Origin of the sequence: Blautia sp. DFI.6.71 (assembly GCF_020593585.1) — a bacterium.
GTDB classification, from domain to species: Bacteria; Bacillota; Clostridia; order Lachnospirales; family Lachnospiraceae; genus Blautia_A; species Blautia_A wexlerae.
This window is the reverse complement of sequence record NZ_JAJDMJ010000037.1, coordinates 20,438-39,142: the sequence shown is the minus strand read 5'-3', so window position 1 is coordinate 39,142 and position 18,705 is coordinate 20,438. Positions and strand designations below refer to the sequence as shown.

Genomic DNA, 18,705 nt, shown 5'->3' with positions numbered 1-18,705 from the left:
ACATTTGTTGTCAAGGTTCAGTTTTTGGCTACGAGTTTTATTTTCGTAGCAAGGTTCAGTTTTTGGCTACGAGTTTTATTTTCGTAGCAAGGTGCTCTGGCTACTGAAAAGTAGTCGGGGATTTTTTCTATCATATCTAAAAATTAAGCGCTTATCATATATTCAGATTGACAGTGAAGTAGTTGCTAAAGAATATCCAGATAAGGTGATGCATTTGAGAAAATTGCAGGTATAGGACAACTGATACAAAGAATATGTTGGAAAAGAGGTGAGCATTATGGTGAATCAGTCAGTAATAGATTCCAGTGTTGATCTGGAGCAGTTAAAGGACATTGAGGATTTAATTCCTGATATGGATAAAGCTATTTCTGAGAAAGTGGAAACTTTTCTGGATAAATCCGGCGATCAGCCGTATGCTCACATGAATGAAGGATATGTGGTGGTCGTGGAGATGACAGGAGAAATGGATGCCACAGATGCCATTAGTGATTATCTAAGAAAAAGAACGGAGTTGATGTATTAGATGCAAGTCTTGAAAAAAATATCTTGCGAAGCTACAGATGTTATGTTAATGTGAAGTCAGGGAAAATGAATGTGATACATGGTTTCTGACTTCAAATTCATAACTGTTCAGTACCTTCACAGTTATGAGTCAAAATCCATTAGAAATCGCTTGCAGCGATGGGATTTTGACTTATATGTCTCGGGATTTTGTCATTAACATGACAAAACGCCTCGCGGAATAGTGGAGTGCTGGATTGTGTTGATAATCAATGTGAATAAGTAAGTTGGGAGCGATGTAAAATGGAACAGATGCAAATGAATAAGCCAGATATATACGATGCTGCATTGTATCTTCGATTATCGAAAGATGATATGGAAGAGGGCGGTGCGAAGTCAGAGAGCAACAGCATTGCAAATCAGAGAGAGTTACTTCGGAGCTTTGTAAAAAGCCAGCCGGATATTCAGATCTTTGATATATATGTGGATGACGGATACTCAGGAGGAAATTTTGACCGACCTGAGTTTAAACGAATGACAACTGATATAGAAGCTGGAAAAGTAAACTGCGTGATTGTAAAAGACTTATCCAGATTCGGAAGAGAGTATATAGAAGCCGGGCGATGGATCGAAAAGACCTACCCGGCTTTAAATGTGCGTTTTATTTCAGTTACAGACCAGTTTGACAGTAAAACAGCAGATTTTTCAGAAAAGTCATTTGTTGTTCCAATCAAAAATTTTGTAAATGAAAGCTATTGCCGGGACATTTCCGATAAAGTGCGAAGCCACCAGAAAATCAAACGTGAAAAAGGTGAATTTATTGGAGCATTTGCCCCGTATGGTTACTGCAAAGATTCGGAGAATAAGAACTGTCTGGTGATTGATTCTTACGCAGCGGATATTGTAAGAAAAATATTTTCATGGAAAATTGATGGATTCAGTCTTGGAGCAATCGCTGAAAAGCTGAATGTACGACATGTGCAGTCACCAAAAGAATATAAAAAGGCAAATGGTGAGAATTATAATTCTGGATTTCACAGCTCAGACACACCGAAATGGTCGGCAGTGCAGGTTAAAAGGATTCTGACCAACGAGGTTTACATTGGAAACATGGTACAGGGCAAGCAGGAACGAATCAGCTATAAAGTAAAGCAACGCCTGGATAAGCCAGAATCAGAGTGGGTGAAAGTAGAAAATACGCATCCGGCAATTATCAGGCAGAATGATTTTGATGTGGTTCAGAAACTGCTTCAATATGATGGCAGGGCATCGAAAACATCAGACAGTGCAAACTTTTTTTCGGGATTTGTGTTTTGCGGAGATTGCAAGACACCGATGATACGCAGGGTAAATCAGTATAAGGGGAAGAAAAAAGCCTTTTATATCTGCCAGACAAAAAATAAAGGTGGAGATTGCACCAGACACAGTATTCCGGAAGAGGTGCTGAAAAGGATTGTATTGAAAGAGATTCAGGCATATACGGCACTTTTCGTAGACTATCAGATGATTATGGAAGAACTTTGTGAAATGAAAGTCAGTTACGATCAGGTAATCGGTTATGATACGCAGATTAGTAAGTTGCAGGAAGAATATAACCGTTATTACAGTCTGAAAGCATCTTTGGGTGATGACTTGAAAGAGGGACTGATCAGCAAAGCGGAGTTCGATGATTTTCGGGAAAGTTATGGAAGAAAATGTGAAGAACTGGAGCAGATGATTGAGAATCAGAAAAAGCTGGTAAAGCAAATGTTTGAGGGTGGAGTGTCTGCAACTGTTCAGTTGGAGGACTGGAAGAAATCACTGGAAATCAAAGAACTGGATCGCACATTGCTGGCACTGACCGTAGATAAAATCTATATTTATGAAAACAAGCAAATTAAAATTCACATCCGCTATCAGGATATGATTGAGAAGATGAAAGTCATAAGACGGTTTTATGCGGAACACAGGACAGAGTGCAGGAAAGAGGTGGGATAAATGGCAAGAACAGCAAAAAGATATAAGAAAAACACAGAGAAGAAGATTTCTGGTATTCCGGTATGTATGGCTGCAATTTATGCCAGATTATCCGTAGATAATGATGAAAAAAAGTCAGAATCTATTGAAACACAGGTTACGCTGATAAAAGAATTCATTCAGAAGCACAATGAAAATCCGGACAAAGAGTATGAGATTGCTGTATATGATATTTATTCTGATTTGGGAAAAACCGGAACAAATTTTGACAGACCGGGATTTGAACGGATGATGAATGATGTCAGGGCAGGTAAAATAAACTGTATTCTGGTAAAGGATTTCTCACGATTTGGAAGAAATTACATTGAAACTGGTAACTATCTGGAAAAGATTCTTCCTTTTATGAAAGTGCGATTTATTTCTGTATGTGACAACTATGATTCATTTGCACCGGGTGCTAAGAATCAGGAATTATCCATGAATATCAAGAATTTGGTGAATGATGCTTATGCAAAAGACATTTCCGCAAAAGAACGGGCGGCGAAACGTATTGCACAAAAAAACGGTGAATATGTGGGATCTACAGCTCCATACGGATATTGTGTGGAAAAGATAAATGGAATTTGTAAGTTGATTGTGGAACCGGAAGCTGCAAAGATTGTCCGCAGGATTTTTGAAGAATATGCTTCGGGAGATGGCATACAGAGCATTATTGACAGGCTGTTTGAGGATAGGGTACATCGGATTTCGGACTATAACCAATATCATCATGTGTACTGTCAGGATGGAGAGAATCTTCATCAGTGGGGAAATTCTTCGATACGTGCGGTTTTAAATCGAAATAATTATTATGGTGATCTGGTTCAGAGAAAATACGAATCCAGATTTCAAAGAGGTGAAAAATGGTGTGACATACTGGACCAGAGTCAGTGGATTATTACGCCAAATGCTCATGAGCCGATTATCAGCAGAGAACTGTTTGACAAAGCACAGGTCAGGTTAAAAGTAGCACAACAGAAAGCAACAAAAACTACAGTAGGATGGGAAGAGGATGAAAGAGCATTTTACAATGTATTGTATTGTGGAGATTGTAAGCGAAAAATGTGTACACGTAGATACAGAGGCAATGTGTATTACTTTTGCAATGCTGCCTGGTATCGGGATGAAAGAAAATGTAGTCACAAATCTATTTCCGAAGAGAAGCTGCAGAAAATTGTCCGTTCAGAGCTGACCAGACAGTTTCAGTTATCTGACTTACGGAAAAAGGATATGTCTGCTATAAGCAGTGCAGTATTTCTTACCAAAATCAAAGAAATTCAAGCAGAGATCAGGAAACTGGATGCAGATATGGAAAGACGTTCAGAAAAACTGGCACAGGCATTTATGCAATATAAAGAGGGCGAACTTTCCAAAGAAGCCTATATAGAAATGAAAGATGACCGTAATAACTGGAAAGTGTTCTGTGAAGAGAGGAAGAAGTCTCTGGAGCAGACTATACGTAAACTGGAAAAACAGCAGAAAAAAGAAGCCAGATTTTTACGAAGTCTGTTGGAACTGGATGGGACAACCAGAATCAATGCGGAACTTGCGGAGAGCCTGATTGAAAGTATGTATCTATATGGTGATAACAGACTGGAAATCAACTTCGGGTTTAAGGGGGCGGTAGAATATGAGTAATCAGAAACTGATTATTGGATATTACCGTCTTTCCATGGAAGATGATTCAGAGGGAGAAAGCAACAGCATTATCAATCAGAGAAAACTGGTAAAAGATTATATTTCCAATATTCCGGAACTGGCTTCTATGCCATTTCAGGAGTTCTACGACGATGGATATTCTGGTTCTAGTATGGAGCGTCCGGCAATTAAACAGGTTTTGGAGCTTGCCAGAGAGAATAAAGTGCAGTGCATTGTGGTAAAAGATTTTTCACGTTTTGCCAGAAACTATATTGAGATGGGAACTTATCTGGAGCAGATTTTTCCATTCCTGGGAGTACGATTCATTTCTATCTCAGACCGATATGATTCTAAAGATTATAAAGGAAAGAGTTCAGACATCGAAGTACAGTTTAAAGGATTGATCGCAGACTTCTATGTGAAAGATCAGTCTGTAAAGGTAAAGGCAGCAGTCAACACCAGACGGGGAAAAGGTGAGTATTGTTGTGGTTCTGCACCTTATGGGTATCGAATCAATCCAGAAAATAAGAAAGAACTGGTGATTGTAGAGGACGAAGCGGAAGTGATTCGCAGAGTATTTGAACTGACCAATCAGCGATATTCAAAGATGGAGATTTGTCGGTTGTTTAATGAAGAGGGGGTACTGACTCCCTTGCAGTCTATGAGTAGACGACAGAAATCAGACAGCAAGAAAGCTGCATCAAGAGGACTGCAGTGGACGAGTGATATGATACGGAAGATTGTGGATGATAAAACTTATATAGGCTGTATGGTCTATGGAAAAACAAAGATTCCAGATCCCGGAACTGGGAAAGAAGTACCGGTACCGAGAAATCAGTGGAAAGTGATGGAAAATCATCACGAGCCGATTGTATCAAAAGAAGTTTTTGAAAAAGCACAGTCCCTTCAGATCAGATACACCAAGAAAAGCAAATTTGACAGGGAAACAACACTATTAGGTGGCTATGTAAAATGCGGGAATTGTCGCAGAAGCCTGACTTCAAGCAGTCCGATTCATGGTCATATTCTTTATAGCTGTGCTTACAGTAAAGGAAAAGAAGATACAGGATGTTTCGCCGGGAAAGCGGATAACAAAATGCTGGAGCATATCGTGCTGGCAGAAATAAAGGCTTACTTACGTCAGAATATCAGCCAAGAACAGATGCAGCAATCCATGAGAAAACAGCATGAGGACAGTATAGAAGCCTATAAGACGGAAAGTGCAGATTGTGAAAAGTGTCAAGAACAAATAAAAATCCAGAACCGCCAGAACTATGAGAAGTATCACGAGGGACAGATGAACCAGAACCAGTTTATGGAAGCCAAGAAGCAGTTGGAAGAAGAAAGAGAACGACTGCAGAAACGTGTACAGGAACTGGATGAGTTGATAAACGACGAGAAAGAAATCCTGATGAAAAAGAATGTTCCGGTGGAGCAAATGTTGAAGTATTTAGGCTATGAGAATCTGACACGAGAGATGCTGGAAGAATATGTGCAGGGAATATATGTGTATGATGACGGGAGAGTGGGGGTGGAGTATAAATAGCAACAAATTAGCATATAATAACAATAAAATTGTTGATAAAAAGCAATAATGATGTATAATTATATAAAGAAATGGAAAGGAGATGCAAAAAAAATGTTGTTAAACTTTAAAATGGAAAACTTTAGGTCATTTAAAGATGAGACTTTTTTTACAATGCTTTCAAGTAAACAGAAAACGCATAATGATTATGTGATAGATAAAAGTGTAAATGGTAATAAGTTAAGAGTATTACCAATGACTGTCATTTATGGAGCAAATGCATGTGGAAAATCCAACATTGTGTTGGCAATGGATATATTAAAAAAAATGGTTATGAAAGGAACCTTAAATTGCAAAGAGCTGGAATCTTATAAAAGTATGTTATCTTTTATTAGAGATACAAGTTGGTATGATCCGGTTTCTTTAGAAATTACATTTTCCACTCAAAATAATATTTATAGATACGGAATTAAGTTTACGGATATTGATGTATATAAAATTGAAGAAGAGGTTCTTTATGTTAATGATGACTTGTTCTTTTCACGAGATGATGAAAATCAAATTTATGTGGATGTAAAGAAATTAGTAAAAAAAGGTTATATTAATAAGGATGATGCGGATTTTTCTGAACGCTTGATTCACAAATTGAACCAGACATTGGATAAACAAAAGTTAGTTGTAGCAGGTGCAATTAGCAATTTGTTTGATAAAAAATATTTTGAGGATTTTAATTTATGGTTTGAAAAATTTAATGTTATTATGAATGCAAATGACATGAATTTTAGACAAAAAGACTTAAAGACGATATTTAATAAAAAACCAGATAAAGATATTCGTAGAAATATTTTCGAAAGTGCCTCAGTTAAAGAAGTTATGAATATAGCTGAGTTTGGAAATCAAAAAATTGGATTTATGGCAGAAACAGATAATGATGAATTATCTATGTGTTCAATGTATCAAGTACCATTAAGAAAAGATGAGCAACCACAAAAAAAATATGCAATATCCATGATTGTAGATTCAGAGCTGATGGAATCGAGAGGAACTATCCATTTGATTAGATTGTTACAACCGTTTATAGATGTTTTAGATAATGGCGGGGTCATTGTTTTGGATGAAATGGATGCTTCATTGCATTTTGAAATTGTTGTATCGCTGATAAGAATTTTTAACAATAAAGATATCAATAAAAATAATGCTCAGTTAATTTTCAATACGCATAATCCAATATATTTAGACGGTGAATTGCTTAGACATGATCAAATTGTAATGGTTGAAAAGCGAAGGAATGATATGGTGAGCGAGATATATTCTTTAGCAGATTACAAATTACGTCCAGAAGAAAGAATATTAAAAAATTATTTGAATGGAAAATATGGAGCATTGCCACATATGGATTTGGAAATTGCATTTAAGCACATATTGGAAAGAGAGGCGAATAATCTTGAATCGTCCAAAGAACAATAAAATACGAAGACCACAATTCCTCTGCATTGTAGGATGTGAGGGAAAAAACCAGGAAAGAATATATTTTGATAAAGTAGCAGAATTAGTGAATTGCGTTGAAGAAAGAACGCATGATTTAGTATTTGATTATGCGGAACCATATGGCGGAAATCCTAAGTGTGTGGTAGAACGAACTATTCAGAAATCTATTGGTAAGGAAAACAAAGTATCTGTTTTTGATTATGACGGAAAAAAGGATAAGTATGAAGAAGCAATAGATTTGGCAATAGAAAATAAGATTGAATTAGGATATACAAATTATTGTTTTGATTTATGGCTAATTCTTCATAAAGAAGACTATTTTGATATAGTACAAAATCAGGATGCATATGCTGATAAATTACGACAAGTTTTTGGGTTAGCAGCAGATGCAAACATAAAAAAAGAAAAAAGGGTAACGGAAATAGTCAATCAAATCGGATTATCTGATATAAAGAATGCAATTCAAAGGGGTAAAAAAATATCAGAGGATAATCAGGGTAAAGAGGCAAATAAAACGCCAAAAGAAAACAGATATTATGATAATCCAGATACGCAAATGCATGTGTTGCTACAATTTTTATTTGCGAAAGTAGGAATAAATATTGACGCATTAGGATAGAAAAGATGTAGCAATGACGTTACATCCTCCCCACCTACTTTGTGACAATTATATAACGTCCTCTATACAGAAATATGCGGTTTTAAGCCATTTTGGTGGCAAAAGAGCCGCATATTTTTTGTAGCAATGACTTGACATCCTCGGGGCGATTATGTCTTGCAGAAAGTATTTCATTATAGTTGAAAAATAAGCCTTTTCGTGAAAAACAGTCGTATGTCTGTTATTATTCGGAAAATTTATCACTGTAATGAATATGCATATCTTCCCAGTCCATGAATAATACATAGAACACCCTTCCGTATTGCTGGCTTTTTACGATTCTTCCGTGATCGAGGACAGAAAGATAGGAGCCGTCAGCTTTTCGGAGGTGAAAGTGAATATAGTCATTTTCATTACCACTATCAATCTGTTCCCAGATGCTGGATTCTATCTGTTTCTGTTCATCTTTCAGGATCAGGTTGCGGAAGCGCTTATTGGTGAGTCTGAAGAGCTCGTCCATATCTTTATATCCGGTCATATGAAGGAACTCATGGTTTGCATAAAAGAGTTCGTCATCGTCTTTGTCCGCTCTGTATATGATAAATGCACCCGGAAGGTGTTCAGAGATATCTTTAAATGCGAATCCCAGTTGTTTACGGATTCCGGACTGAAGACCTTCCCTGTAGGCCATACACCCGTTTTTTCCGTGAAGTTTTATTTCATAAAGGGCTGCATCTGCACAGCGCATAAGCTGTGAACGGCTGGCTGCAAATGTGGGATATTCCGCATATCCCAGAGAAATGTTAAATGACTGTTCTTTTCCCTTGTATGAGAATGCCTTTGGAAGTCCGGTAAATTGCTGCAGCAGTTCTTTTGCATCTTCACAGGTATAATTTTGTAAAAGAATACAGAATTCATCCCCGCCGTTTCTTCCCAGTAATGCATCAGATGGAAAAAATGTTTTCATGCTGTCTGCCAGACTCTTTAATGCTTTGTCTCCATAGGCGTGGCCATAGATATCATTAATAAACTTAAAATCATCGATATCAAGGAGTGCAGCCACAAAATGTGCTTTCGGATTTTTATCCATCATCTTTTCTGCTGATTCGTCAAATCCATAGCGGTTGTAAATACCTGTAAGAGAATCCGTGCGTGCCAGTATCTGAAATTTATTTTTGTTTTCGTTTGATACCAGCCATACCCTGATAAGTCCCGACAGAAGTAAGGTGATGGCAGTAAATATTATACTGGCTTTTGCTATTAATAAATTGTCTTGCCATCCGCTTTCAGGAGTTAATTCAAACTTCCAGCTTTCTTTCCCTATGGTAAAATCATAAGAAACCGGCTGCGTTATCTGACCATCTGACTGGTAAACGGTTTTATAAGTGTCACTCCAGGGAGTTTCTGTTTTGGAAAGTCTGTACTCATATCTAAAACCTGAAAGTGCATGGATCGAGTCGGAAAAAATATCAGGAACACGCAGGATAACAATGGTAAATCCCCAGAAATACGCCTGTCCGTGCTCATCATTCAGGTAGACCGGATTGCGAACAGCAATTCCATAGCTGCCCTGTTTCAATTCAAAGGGTCCCTGTGTAATGATTGTATGGTTGTCTCTTGCATAACAGGAAATTCTGCCACGGTCTTTATCATGGAGCAGATCAATTTTACCTGCCCCATTTCCCTCAGCAGGATAAATATCTGTTACAACACCGTCCGGAGCAAGCTGTACACTTTCAATAGAATCAGATATAAGATTTTCTGCAATCGTATCAAATTGCTTGATATCTCCATTTCCACTGATCAGAACCTGTTTCAGAGTATCTGTGATCGCAATTCCATTTGTAATTTCATTTTTAATACGTTCGCCGTAGGTTGATACATTTAATTGTGCGGTTGTGCGTCTCTGCCATTTTTCGTGAGTGTCTGTTTTGTATACGATGAAACCAACAAGGCACATGCTCAGTAAAAAAACGATAAGAGGCACAAGATTTTTTTCTTCACCTGTTTCACCTCATTTTTATCGGATATTTTTATGATGGAATATTATAGCACAGAAATGAAAAAACGGAATGAATTTTTTTCAAAACACAGGTACAAAAACATAGGCAAAATCAGACAAAAGTTTCTTAAAGTGAAAATGTTGTAGGTATGAGGAAAACATGTTATGGTATGTATACAATGCGTAAAGAGGAGCAGAAAAAATGAAGTACGAACATATCACAGAGGGCCGTTTCATAGATCGTCCCAATCGGTTTATTGCACATGTGGAGATCAATGGGCAGGTGGAAACGGTTCATGTAAAGAATACAGGCAGGTGCAGGGAGCTTCTGGTCCCGGGTACACAGGTTTTTCTGGAAAAGAGCAGCAATCCGGCGAGAAAGACAGCCTATGATCTGATCTGCGTAAATAAAAAGGGCAGGGGCCTGATCAATATGGATTCTCAGATTCCCAATAAAGCAGCACTGGAGTGGGTAAAGGCAGGACATCTTTTTCCGGAAAAGGTTCAGGTAACGCCGGAGAAGACCTATGGAAATTCCAGATTTGATCTTTACGTCTGTTCAGAGAAACGTAAGGCTTTTATAGAAGTGAAAGGTGTCACTCTGGAATCTGACAATATAGCACGATTTCCTGATGCACCTACAGAAAGAGGTGTGAAGCATCTGAAGGAGCTGATCCATTGTATGCAGGAAGGATACGAAGCTTATCTGCTTCTGGTGATCCAGATGAAGGGAGTTGACAGGTTTGAGCCCAATTGGGGGACTCATCGGGAATTTGGAGAAACATTACAGGAAGCGGAAAGGGCAGGAGTGCATATTCTGGCCTATGACTGCCTGGTAGAACCTGACAGAATGGAAATTCATGATCCGGTACCTGTATGCCTTGCTTCTGACTGGAAATAAAAAAGTATTCCCGCAATCAGCAGGTCCTATTCAAAATTCCATTGCCGCAGGCAATCTGGAATGAATTTTGGCTACGTTACTGTGAACAGTAACGTGTGTTTTATACTTCAGAGCAGTAAATAATTGTAGACATGAAAGTATATGAAATGTATAATATGTATCAGAAGTTTTGTTGACAGATTTATAGGCAGATCAGTCAAAAACCTGAGATGACTATGAAAAAAGTTCCTGTAAAAGTTTTTTACGTGGAACTTTTTTTGCATCGTTTCGATGTTTATCCGAATCGGATAAGCCCTCTGCTTCAATTGAGGAAAGATGGCCACTTATATGGGAACCGACACGCAGATTACGAAACAGTAATAAATGGAAAGGAACTGGATATGAGAAAAAATCGAAAGAATGACTCCCATACCCGCAGAAAAAGAATTTTTATTGCAGCACTTCTTCTGGCAGGCAGTCTTATACCGGGAGGATGTGGAATAAAGAAAGAGAAAACATCGGACAGTGAACTGCCGGAGATTGTTATCGGAATAGATTATTTTGAACCTTACAGCTATCAGACGAGTGATGGCGAGTATAAAGGTATTGATGTGGAACTTGCAGAGGAAGCCTTTCAGAGGCTGGGTTATCAGCCTGAATTTGAGAAGGTTGTCTGGGAAGATAAAGAGAAACTTTTGTCAGATGGAACAATAGACTGTCTGTGGAGCTGCTATTCCATGAATGAAAGAGAAAACAAATATCAGTGGGCAGGACCGTATATGTACAGTCGTCAGATGGTGGTTGTAAGAGCCGAGAGTGAAATCCGGACACTTCAGGATCTGAAAGGGAAGAGGATTGCAGTTCAGGCGACCACAAAAGCAGAAGATCTCTTTCTTCATAATATAGAATCAAATCTTCCGCAGGCAGAACAGGTGAACTGTTTTTCTTCGTCGAATGAGCTTTATGCTGCACTTAGAAAAAATTATGCAGATGCGATTGCGGGACATGAGGCAATGCTTGGCAGTCTGATACAGGATGGCAAGGGCGCTTACCGTATGCTGGAGGAAAGTCCTTATAAATCAGAACTTGGAATTGCTTTCAAAAAAGGAACTCACGAAGAATTGGCAGAAAAGCTTGCAGAAACGCTTACAGAGATGCAAAGTGAAGGGATTACAGAAAAAATAGTTACAAAATACGGATTGGATGCGGACGAAACTCTGCCGGGAGGAGAAAGTAAATGAGCAGACAGATAAGAAGGCAGATACCGCAGAAACAGAAGAAAAAGAGGGTCGACAGAAATGTGTGTTTGCTTGTGTTTATTCTGATTTTTTCCGGAATACTGACTTTTCTTCTGCTGACAGCGAGAGATAATAGCAAGCTGAACAGTACTCTGGATGAGACCTTTGATTTTGTAAAAAACCGAATTGAAAGTTATGAGATTTATAACACCAATGATCAGGTGAAAAGCCTGGTACGTCTTTTGGACAAAACAACAGAATTAAGCAGAGTCATAGAACAGGAAGGAAATCTCAGTACAGAAATGCTGGACGAATATGCCAGGGAACAGCGCCTGACAGGAATCCTTGTACTGGATCAGAATCTGAAGGTGATAGAACAGAATGCAAAAGATGGAGATACTATGCCGCTTTGGCAGAAGCTGATCAAAAGTGATTATGTACGTGATATTGCAGAGCATCCGGAAAAGACTTATACCACCCGTCTGAGAAATAAAGGAAAGATCTATGATTTTGCGGCAGTGGCAAGACAGGATGCGGCAGGTATCCTGATCACATATGCGCAGAAGGAGGAAGTAAATGAGCTTAATGGAGATCTGACGATGGCATCGTTATTTTCTGACTTTCCTTTTGAGATGAATGGAAGTGTTGTGATCTGTGATGATGATAAGGTTGTCAGTACAAACAGACAGGAGCTGACTGCCCGCTCTATAGAAGAAGCAAAAAGTCAGTATAAAAATAAATTTGAGGCAGATGAGAATGGAATTGTCCATCTTCGTTCAGAGACAGGAAACTGGTTCGGACGTCGGGAGAAGATCAAAGACTACGATGCATATATCTTTTTCCCGGAAAGTCAGGTGTACATCACACGAAATATTATATGTGTGATTTATGTGCTGCTTGCACTGCTTCTTTTCTTACTTTATCGGGTGAACAGGAGCAGAACAGAAAAGAGAAGTATCCTTCAGGACCAGAAAAGACTTCGGGTGATCAATGCACTGGGGCATGCATATGCCTCTATTTCTCTTGTGAATCTAAAAACAGAGGAAATCGAAATCCTGAAATCTTCAGGAAATATGAAGCCGGATCAGAATGGGGATATGCTTTTCAAAGCGCATCAGGAAGAACTTATAAGGCAGGTGATTGCAGAGCCATTTCAGAAGGCATACTGGGAATTTGTCGATATAAGTACAGTGGCAAAACGTCTGGAAGAACGTGAAACGCTGAGTTTTACAGCTCGGACAGTGGATGAAAGATGGATGACAATGATCATTGTGCCACAGGGATATGATAAAGATGGGAAATTGTGTACAGTTCTGGTTGCAATCCGTGATGCGACAGAAGAAAAAGAACGTGAGATTGCGCAGGATAGGAATCTGAGAAATGCACTTGCGGCTGCGGAACATGCGAACAGGGCGAAGACTGTGTTTCTGAATAATATGTCTCATGATATCCGCACGCCGATGAATGCGGTCATTGGATTTACTGCGCTTGCGACAACACATATTGACAATAAGGAGCTTGTTCTGGATTATCTGAAAAAAATCCATATATCCGGTCAGCATCTGCTCAGCCTGATCAATGATGTGCTGGATATGAGCAGAATCGAGAACGGTTCTGTACGGATTGAATATACAGTTGTACACCTGCCGGATATCTTGCATGACTTAAATACAATTATACAGGAATCTGTACATTCTAAACAGCAGGAGTTTTATATTGATACACAGGATATACTCCATGAAGATATCATTACCGACAAGCTGCGCCTGACGCAGGTGCTTCTGAATATCAGCAGTAATGCTGTGAAATTTACACCGGTCGGGGGTACGGTTAATATTCGTGTTTCTGAGAAATCATGCAGAAGAGACGGATATATAACAGTGGTATTCAGTGTCAAGGATGATGGAATCGGGATGTCACCGGAGTTCAGGGAGCAGGTGTTTGACTCGTTTACAAGAGAACATACCGTTACGGAGAATGGAATCGGAGGAACCGGTCTCGGAATGGCAATCACCAAAAACATTGTGGATATGCTGGGCGGTACGATTCATGTTGAAAGTGAAGTTGGAAGGGGAACGGAGTTTACGGTTATGCTTGAATGTGAAATATCAGAGATGACTGTGAAGGAGGAACCTGATCCGGAGCAAAGAGAGCCCCTTAAGAATGAGAAGAAGATCCGGGCAGAAATTCAGAGGCGTTATGAAGGGAAGAAAGTTCTTCTTGTAGAGGACAATGAGCTGAACCGGGAGATAGCAACAGCGATCATGGAGGAAATTGGTCTGAATGTGGATTGCGTTGAGGATGGTACAGATGCTGTGAATATCATGTCATCTGCAGAAGGCGGAAAATATGATCTGATCTTCATGGATATTCAGATGCCGAAGATGGATGGATATACCGCAACCCGGGAAATCCGTACATTGAATGATCCGAAATGCGCAAATATACCAATCATTGCGATGACTGCCAATGCTTTTGAAGAAGACCGTAAAAAGGCAATCAAAGCGGGTATGAACGCTCATATTGCCAAACCAATTAGCGCAGATATAATTCTGGAAAATCTGGAGAGAATGCGCCAAAGCGTGTCTGAAAATTCAGACACGTTCTAATGCTTTTGACGAAAACAGAAAGTACTTATAATAAACCTGCTAAGAAAAGTTAAAAACTTTTCAGCAGGTTTATCTTTCCGTTCCTCTTGGTTATCGTATGTGGCAGAAAAAAGAGTCTAAACTGGAACTGGCAGTCTCCATGATCCGGCAGGTTATGCCTGAATTTCACAGCAAAGATCATGTCATCATCCTTTGTGACAGCTGGTATACTTTGCCACTTTCGTGAAAAATATCGAAACACATATAAAATCAAATGCTATAACAAAGGCCTTAAAACAGATGATTCATTAACAAGTCTATCATTTATAAAGTTGTAAACGGGTGTTTTTCATATAAACACGCTTCTTTCTGATAAATGAGTGGTCTGGGGATATTGCAGATATCCTCTTTTTTTATCATATCATATCTTTTTGTAGTCTGCATTAGCATACTTTGTGGAATCGCCATAGTTACTATAGAATAAAGTATATTGTATACAATTTACTGATTTCACATCCTTTACAGTACAAATATCTGCACTTCATAGAATTTTAGGATGAAATCATAGAAGAAATTTATAAAATTTGCTAATAAAACTGGATAAAATGTGCATTTTATGTTACATTTAATAAGGTATATGTATTGAACTTATTTATCTGGTTTTATTAGCCCTTTTTTGAGTGCAGAGATGGAGGGAACGGATAAGAACAGATATCATAAGGATAAAATTTTATCGTGAGGAAGGTGAGCAATTGGAAAACTATACTAAGTACAAACTGAAAAGCAGTGATGAACTTGCATCAGTGCTTGACGGTAAGGACAACCTGTTTGTGATTGCCTGCAACAAATGTTTCAAAGAATTTGAAACTGTTGACGAACCGGATTGTGACGAATTTCTGAAATTCGCTGCAGATCAGGGAAAGAATGTTACAGGCAGTGCAAAATTTGATTTCTTATGCAACAAGATGCACACAGAAAGAAAATTACAGGATCTGATTCCGGAAGGTACAGAGAATGTAGTAGTAATTTCCTGTGGCCTTGGTATTCAGACCGTTGCGGATCTGGCAGGTAAGCCGGTAGTTGCTGCAAGCAACACCCTTAACTACAGAGGTCATCATGGCATGGCACTTACCAAGAAGAGCTGTGACGCATGTGCGCAGTGTTATCTGAACATTACCGGAGGTGTCTGTCCGATCGTTGACTGTTCAAAGAGTCTTGTCAATGGACAGTGCGGTGGAGCAAAGAATGGAAAATGCGAAGTAGATCCGAATAAAGACTGTGCATGGGAGAAGATTTACCAGAGACTTGCAAAACAGGGACGTCTGGAAGAATTCTTAAACCAGCCTGTACAGGTTCGTGATTTCTCCAAAGTTAATTTCAAAGTGATCAACGACTATGTGAAGTCCATCAGAGAAGACAGACTGGACGGATATTACGGCGGTGTTCATCCGTCAGAACGCAAGGAATTCAGTGAGCACATCGCTCTGAAGAAATTCCCGGATCCGAAGACAGTTGTAATCTCCATGTCACAGCATCTGGGCGCACCGGCCAATCCGATCGTTCAGGTTGGTGACACTGTAAAAGTTGGTCAGAAGATCGGTGAAGCTGCCGGATTTATCAGTGCTCCGGTACATTCCAGCGTAAGCGGAACCGTAGTTGCTGTTGAACCGCGTATGCATGGCACGCGCGGAAGCGAAGTGATGGCTGTTGTTATTGAATCGGATGGAAAAAATACTCTGCACGAATCCGTACAGCCACATGGTGATCTTGACAATCTTACTCCGGATGAGATCATTGATATCATCCGTGAAGCCGGAATCGTTGGTATGGGCGGTGCAGGTTTCCCGACCTGTGTCAAACTTAAACCTGCCAAACCGGTAGATACCATCCTTCTCAACGGATGTGAATGTGAGCCTCTGTTAACAGCAGACCACAGAGTACTCCTTGAGTATGCAGATGACATTATTTTTGGCCTGAAAGCAGTCCTTAAGACAACAGGTGCCGAGAAGGGTATCATCGTTATCGAGGACAATAAGCCGGATGCCATTGAATTAATGCAGAAAAAAGTTGCTGACATCGGAAACATGGAAGTATTTGTTGCAAGAACCAAATACCCGCAGGGTGCTGAGAAAACTCTCATTAAGCGCGTTATGGGAAGAATTGTTCCAAGTGGCGGTCTTCCGGCAGATGTCGGCGTTGTAGTAGATAATATCAGTACAGTAAAAGCAATCTCCGATGCGATCCAGACAGGAATGCCTCTGGTTGAGCGTGTTGCTACAGTAACAGGCGAGAAGATCAAGAATCCTGGAAACTTCGTTATCAAGATCGGTACAAGCGTAAGAGAGCTGATCGATTATTGTGGCGGATTTACAGATGACGATGTTCTGGTTAAGATGGGCGGACCAATGATGGGATTCCCTCTGAACACACTGGATGTACCGATGATGAAAGGCTCCAATGGTATTATTGCCGTTGAACCGGATGAGACAAAAGAACAGCCGTGTATCAAGTGCGGACGTTGTGTAGATGTATGTCCGATGGAACTTTCACCTCTGTATTTCGTGAAATATGCGAAAGACGAGAACTGGCAGGGCATGAAAGACATGAACGTTATGGATTGTGTTGAGTGCAGATGCTGTCAGTATATCTGTTCTTCCAAGATTCCGATCATTAACAGTATCAAAGCCGGAAAAAATGCAGTAAGGGGGATGAAATAATATGTTGATTACCCAGTTAAAAGCAAAAGAAGCGATTACATCACTGACAGCCGGAAAGAAAGTTTTCATTATCAACTGTCATGGATGTAAAGAAGTTCGTTTTCCGGAAAAAGAAGCTGCCCGACTTCAGAAGGAACTTGCTGCTGAAGGAAATGTGACAGGAATCATGACAACTGATTACATCTGTAATCCGGAAAATATGGAATTACGTCTTAAGAAACATATGAGCAAGATCCAGGAAGCAGATCTGGTTCTGGTATTCTCCTGCGGTGTTGGTGTACAGACCGTTTCAGAATATCTGGAAGACAAGATGGTCTGTGCAGCCTGCGATACATACCCGGTACCTGGTTTTCAGGGCGTGACACCGTTAGAGTACAAATGTGACCAGTGCGGTGAATGCTACCTGAACCTGACAGGCGGGATCTGCCCGATCACAGCATGTTCAAAGAGCCTTGTGAACGGCCAGTGCGGTGGTTCCAAGAACGGTAAATGTGAAGTGGACAGCGAGATGGAATGTGGATGGGAACGCATCTACAGACGTCTGAAAGAGATCGGACGCCTTGACGCGCTGAAATGTCCGACACAGATTCATAACTTTGCAACAGACGATGAATTAAAATAGATTATAATGATTGGAGCAATGTACAATGAAAATGAAAGAATTATTCGACCGTGGTGAATTTGTAGTTTCTGCAGAAGTAGGACCGCCAAAAGGAATCCACGTAGATGAGCTGGTAGAAGAAGCAAAAACATACCTTAAGGATGTTCATGCAGTTAACGTAACTGATAACCAGTCTTCTGTTATGCGTCTTGGATCTCTTGCAATGTGTAAGGTTCTCAAGGATGCAGGCATGAATCCTATTTTCCAGCTTGCATGCCGTGACAGAAACCGTATCGCTCTGGAGTCTGATCTTCTCAGCGCTGCAATGCTGGGCATTGACAACATCCTCTGCCTCACAGGTGACCATACAAAGATGGGTGACCACCCACAGGCAAAACCTGTATTCGACCTTGACTCCGTATCCCTTCTTCACACAGTGAAGCTTCTGGAATCCGGTGTGGATCTTGGTGGAAACGAACTGGTTGGCGAGCCTCCGAAATTCTCCAAGGGTGCTGTTGTATCTCCATGCAGCGATTCCGTTGACGCACAGCTTGCAAAAATGGAAAGAAAAGTAGCTGCAGGTGCAGAATACTTCCAGACACAGGCAGTATTTGAACCGGAGAAATTTATCAAATTCATGGAAAAAGCCAAACAGTTCGGAAAACCTGTACAGGTTGGTATCATTATTCCTAAGTCCGCCGGAATGGCTAAATTCATGAACAATAATGTTGCCGGTATTCATGTTCCGGACGAAATGCTCGAGGAACTGAAAGCAGACAAAGAAAAGACAAAAGCAGGTATCACAGGTGTTGAGATCGCTGCACGTATCATCAAAGAGTGCAAGCCATACTGTCAGGGTGTACATATCATGGCACTTGGCTGGGAATCCAAGATCCCGGATCTGCTGAAACTGGCTGAGATCTAAGAAATTAAA

General features: G+C 39.9%; 13 protein-coding genes. 12 read left to right on the top strand and 1 reads right to left on the bottom strand.

The genetic code is table 11. From position 1 onward, the window contains the following. Positions 1-277: 277 nt before the first annotated feature. The 6 genes from LJE12_RS14140 (at position 278) to LJE12_RS14115 (ending at position 7,766) form a co-directional block, all read left to right on the top strand. A complete protein-coding gene (locus tag LJE12_RS14140; protein WP_008369874.1) occupies positions 278-523 on the top strand; it encodes a DUF6870 family protein in 246 nt (81 codons plus the stop codon). A gap of 281 nt (positions 524-804) precedes the next feature. Further along, the gene (locus tag LJE12_RS14135; protein ID WP_227292240.1) at positions 805-2,478 is read left to right on the top strand and encodes a recombinase family protein; all 1,674 of its coding nucleotides are present in this window, start codon (positions 805-807) and stop codon (positions 2,476-2,478) included. After that, positions 2,479-4,134, top strand: a complete 1,656-nt coding sequence (locus LJE12_RS14130) for a recombinase family protein (protein WP_008706406.1) — start codon at positions 2,479-2,481, stop codon at positions 4,132-4,134. Further along, positions 4,127-5,680, top strand: coding sequence for a recombinase family protein (locus tag LJE12_RS14125; protein WP_008706407.1), 1,554 nt, complete (start codon positions 4,127-4,129; stop codon positions 5,678-5,680). The genes LJE12_RS14130 and LJE12_RS14125 overlap by 8 nt, the downstream gene beginning before the upstream one ends. Before the next feature lie 93 nt (positions 5,681-5,773). Then, the gene (locus LJE12_RS14120) at positions 5,774-7,126 is read left to right on the top strand and encodes an AAA family ATPase (protein ID WP_020993632.1); all 1,353 of its coding nucleotides are present in this window, start codon (positions 5,774-5,776) and stop codon (positions 7,124-7,126) included. Beyond that, positions 7,104-7,766, top strand: a complete 663-nt coding sequence (locus LJE12_RS14115) for an RloB family protein (RefSeq protein ID WP_008706409.1) — start codon at positions 7,104-7,106, stop codon at positions 7,764-7,766. Before LJE12_RS14120 ends, LJE12_RS14115 begins: the two co-directional genes overlap by 23 nt. 223 nt (positions 7,767-7,989) lie before the next feature. On the opposite strand, the gene LJE12_RS14110 is transcribed toward LJE12_RS14115, so the two are convergent. Beyond that, complete coding sequence (locus tag LJE12_RS14110) at positions 7,990-9,732, bottom strand: diguanylate cyclase domain-containing protein (protein ID WP_227292238.1); 1,743 nt, start codon at positions 9,730-9,732, stop codon at positions 7,990-7,992. A 217-nt stretch (positions 9,733-9,949) separates the two neighbouring features. On the opposite strand from LJE12_RS14110, the gene sfsA reads away from it, so the two are divergent. The 6 genes from sfsA (at position 9,950) to LJE12_RS14080 (ending at position 18,696) form a co-directional block, all read left to right on the top strand. After that, positions 9,950-10,648, top strand: coding sequence for a DNA/RNA nuclease SfsA (sfsA, locus tag LJE12_RS14105; protein ID WP_227292236.1), 699 nt, complete (start codon positions 9,950-9,952; stop codon positions 10,646-10,648). A gap of 380 nt (positions 10,649-11,028) precedes the next feature. Further along, positions 11,029-11,868, top strand: coding sequence for a substrate-binding periplasmic protein (locus LJE12_RS14100; RefSeq protein WP_227292234.1), 840 nt, complete (start codon positions 11,029-11,031; stop codon positions 11,866-11,868). After that, positions 11,865-14,474, top strand: a complete 2,610-nt coding sequence (locus LJE12_RS14095) for a hybrid sensor histidine kinase/response regulator (protein WP_227292232.1) — start codon at positions 11,865-11,867, stop codon at positions 14,472-14,474. Before LJE12_RS14100 ends, LJE12_RS14095 begins: the two co-directional genes overlap by 4 nt. A 731-nt stretch (positions 14,475-15,205) precedes the next feature. Continuing rightward, on the top strand, positions 15,206-17,170 hold the full coding sequence (rsxC, locus tag LJE12_RS14090; RefSeq protein WP_019162840.1) for an electron transport complex subunit RsxC: 1,965 nt from the start codon (positions 15,206-15,208) through the stop codon (positions 17,168-17,170). 1 nt (position 17,171) lies between these two features. After that, the gene (locus LJE12_RS14085; RefSeq protein ID WP_008706433.1) at positions 17,172-17,792 is read left to right on the top strand and encodes a methylenetetrahydrofolate reductase C-terminal domain-containing protein; all 621 of its coding nucleotides are present in this window, start codon (positions 17,172-17,174) and stop codon (positions 17,790-17,792) included. Between the two features lie 25 nt (positions 17,793-17,817). Then, on the top strand, positions 17,818-18,696 hold the full coding sequence (locus LJE12_RS14080) for a methylenetetrahydrofolate reductase (RefSeq protein ID WP_008706435.1): 879 nt from the start codon (positions 17,818-17,820) through the stop codon (positions 18,694-18,696). The last annotated feature ends 9 nt before the right edge of the window (positions 18,697-18,705 follow it).

Excerpts from the sequence above, each read along its gene's own strand:
- LJE12_RS14135 (WP_227292240.1), top strand. The coding sequence starts at position 805 with ATGGAACAGATGCAAATGAATAAGCCAGATATATACGATGCTGCATTG.
- LJE12_RS14085 (WP_008706433.1), top strand. The coding sequence starts at position 17,172 with ATGTTGATTACCCAGTTAAAAGCAAAAGAAGCGATTACATCACTGACA.
- LJE12_RS14080 (WP_008706435.1), top strand. The coding sequence starts at position 17,818 with ATGAAAATGAAAGAATTATTCGACCGTGGTGAATTTGTAGTTTCTGCA.
- LJE12_RS14125 (WP_008706407.1), top strand. The coding sequence starts at position 4,127 with ATGAGTAATCAGAAACTGATTATTGGATATTACCGTCTTTCCATGGAA.
- LJE12_RS14095 (WP_227292232.1), top strand. The coding sequence starts at position 11,865 with ATGAGCAGACAGATAAGAAGGCAGATACCGCAGAAACAGAAGAAAAAG.
- LJE12_RS14130 (WP_008706406.1), top strand. The coding sequence starts at position 2,479 with ATGGCAAGAACAGCAAAAAGATATAAGAAAAACACAGAGAAGAAGATT.
- sfsA (WP_227292236.1), top strand. The coding sequence starts at position 9,950 with ATGAAGTACGAACATATCACAGAGGGCCGTTTCATAGATCGTCCCAAT.
- LJE12_RS14140 (WP_008369874.1), top strand. The coding sequence starts at position 278 with ATGGTGAATCAGTCAGTAATAGATTCCAGTGTTGATCTGGAGCAGTTA.
- LJE12_RS14100 (WP_227292234.1), top strand. The coding sequence starts at position 11,029 with ATGAGAAAAAATCGAAAGAATGACTCCCATACCCGCAGAAAAAGAATT.
- LJE12_RS14120 (WP_020993632.1), top strand. The coding sequence starts at position 5,774 with ATGTTGTTAAACTTTAAAATGGAAAACTTTAGGTCATTTAAAGATGAG.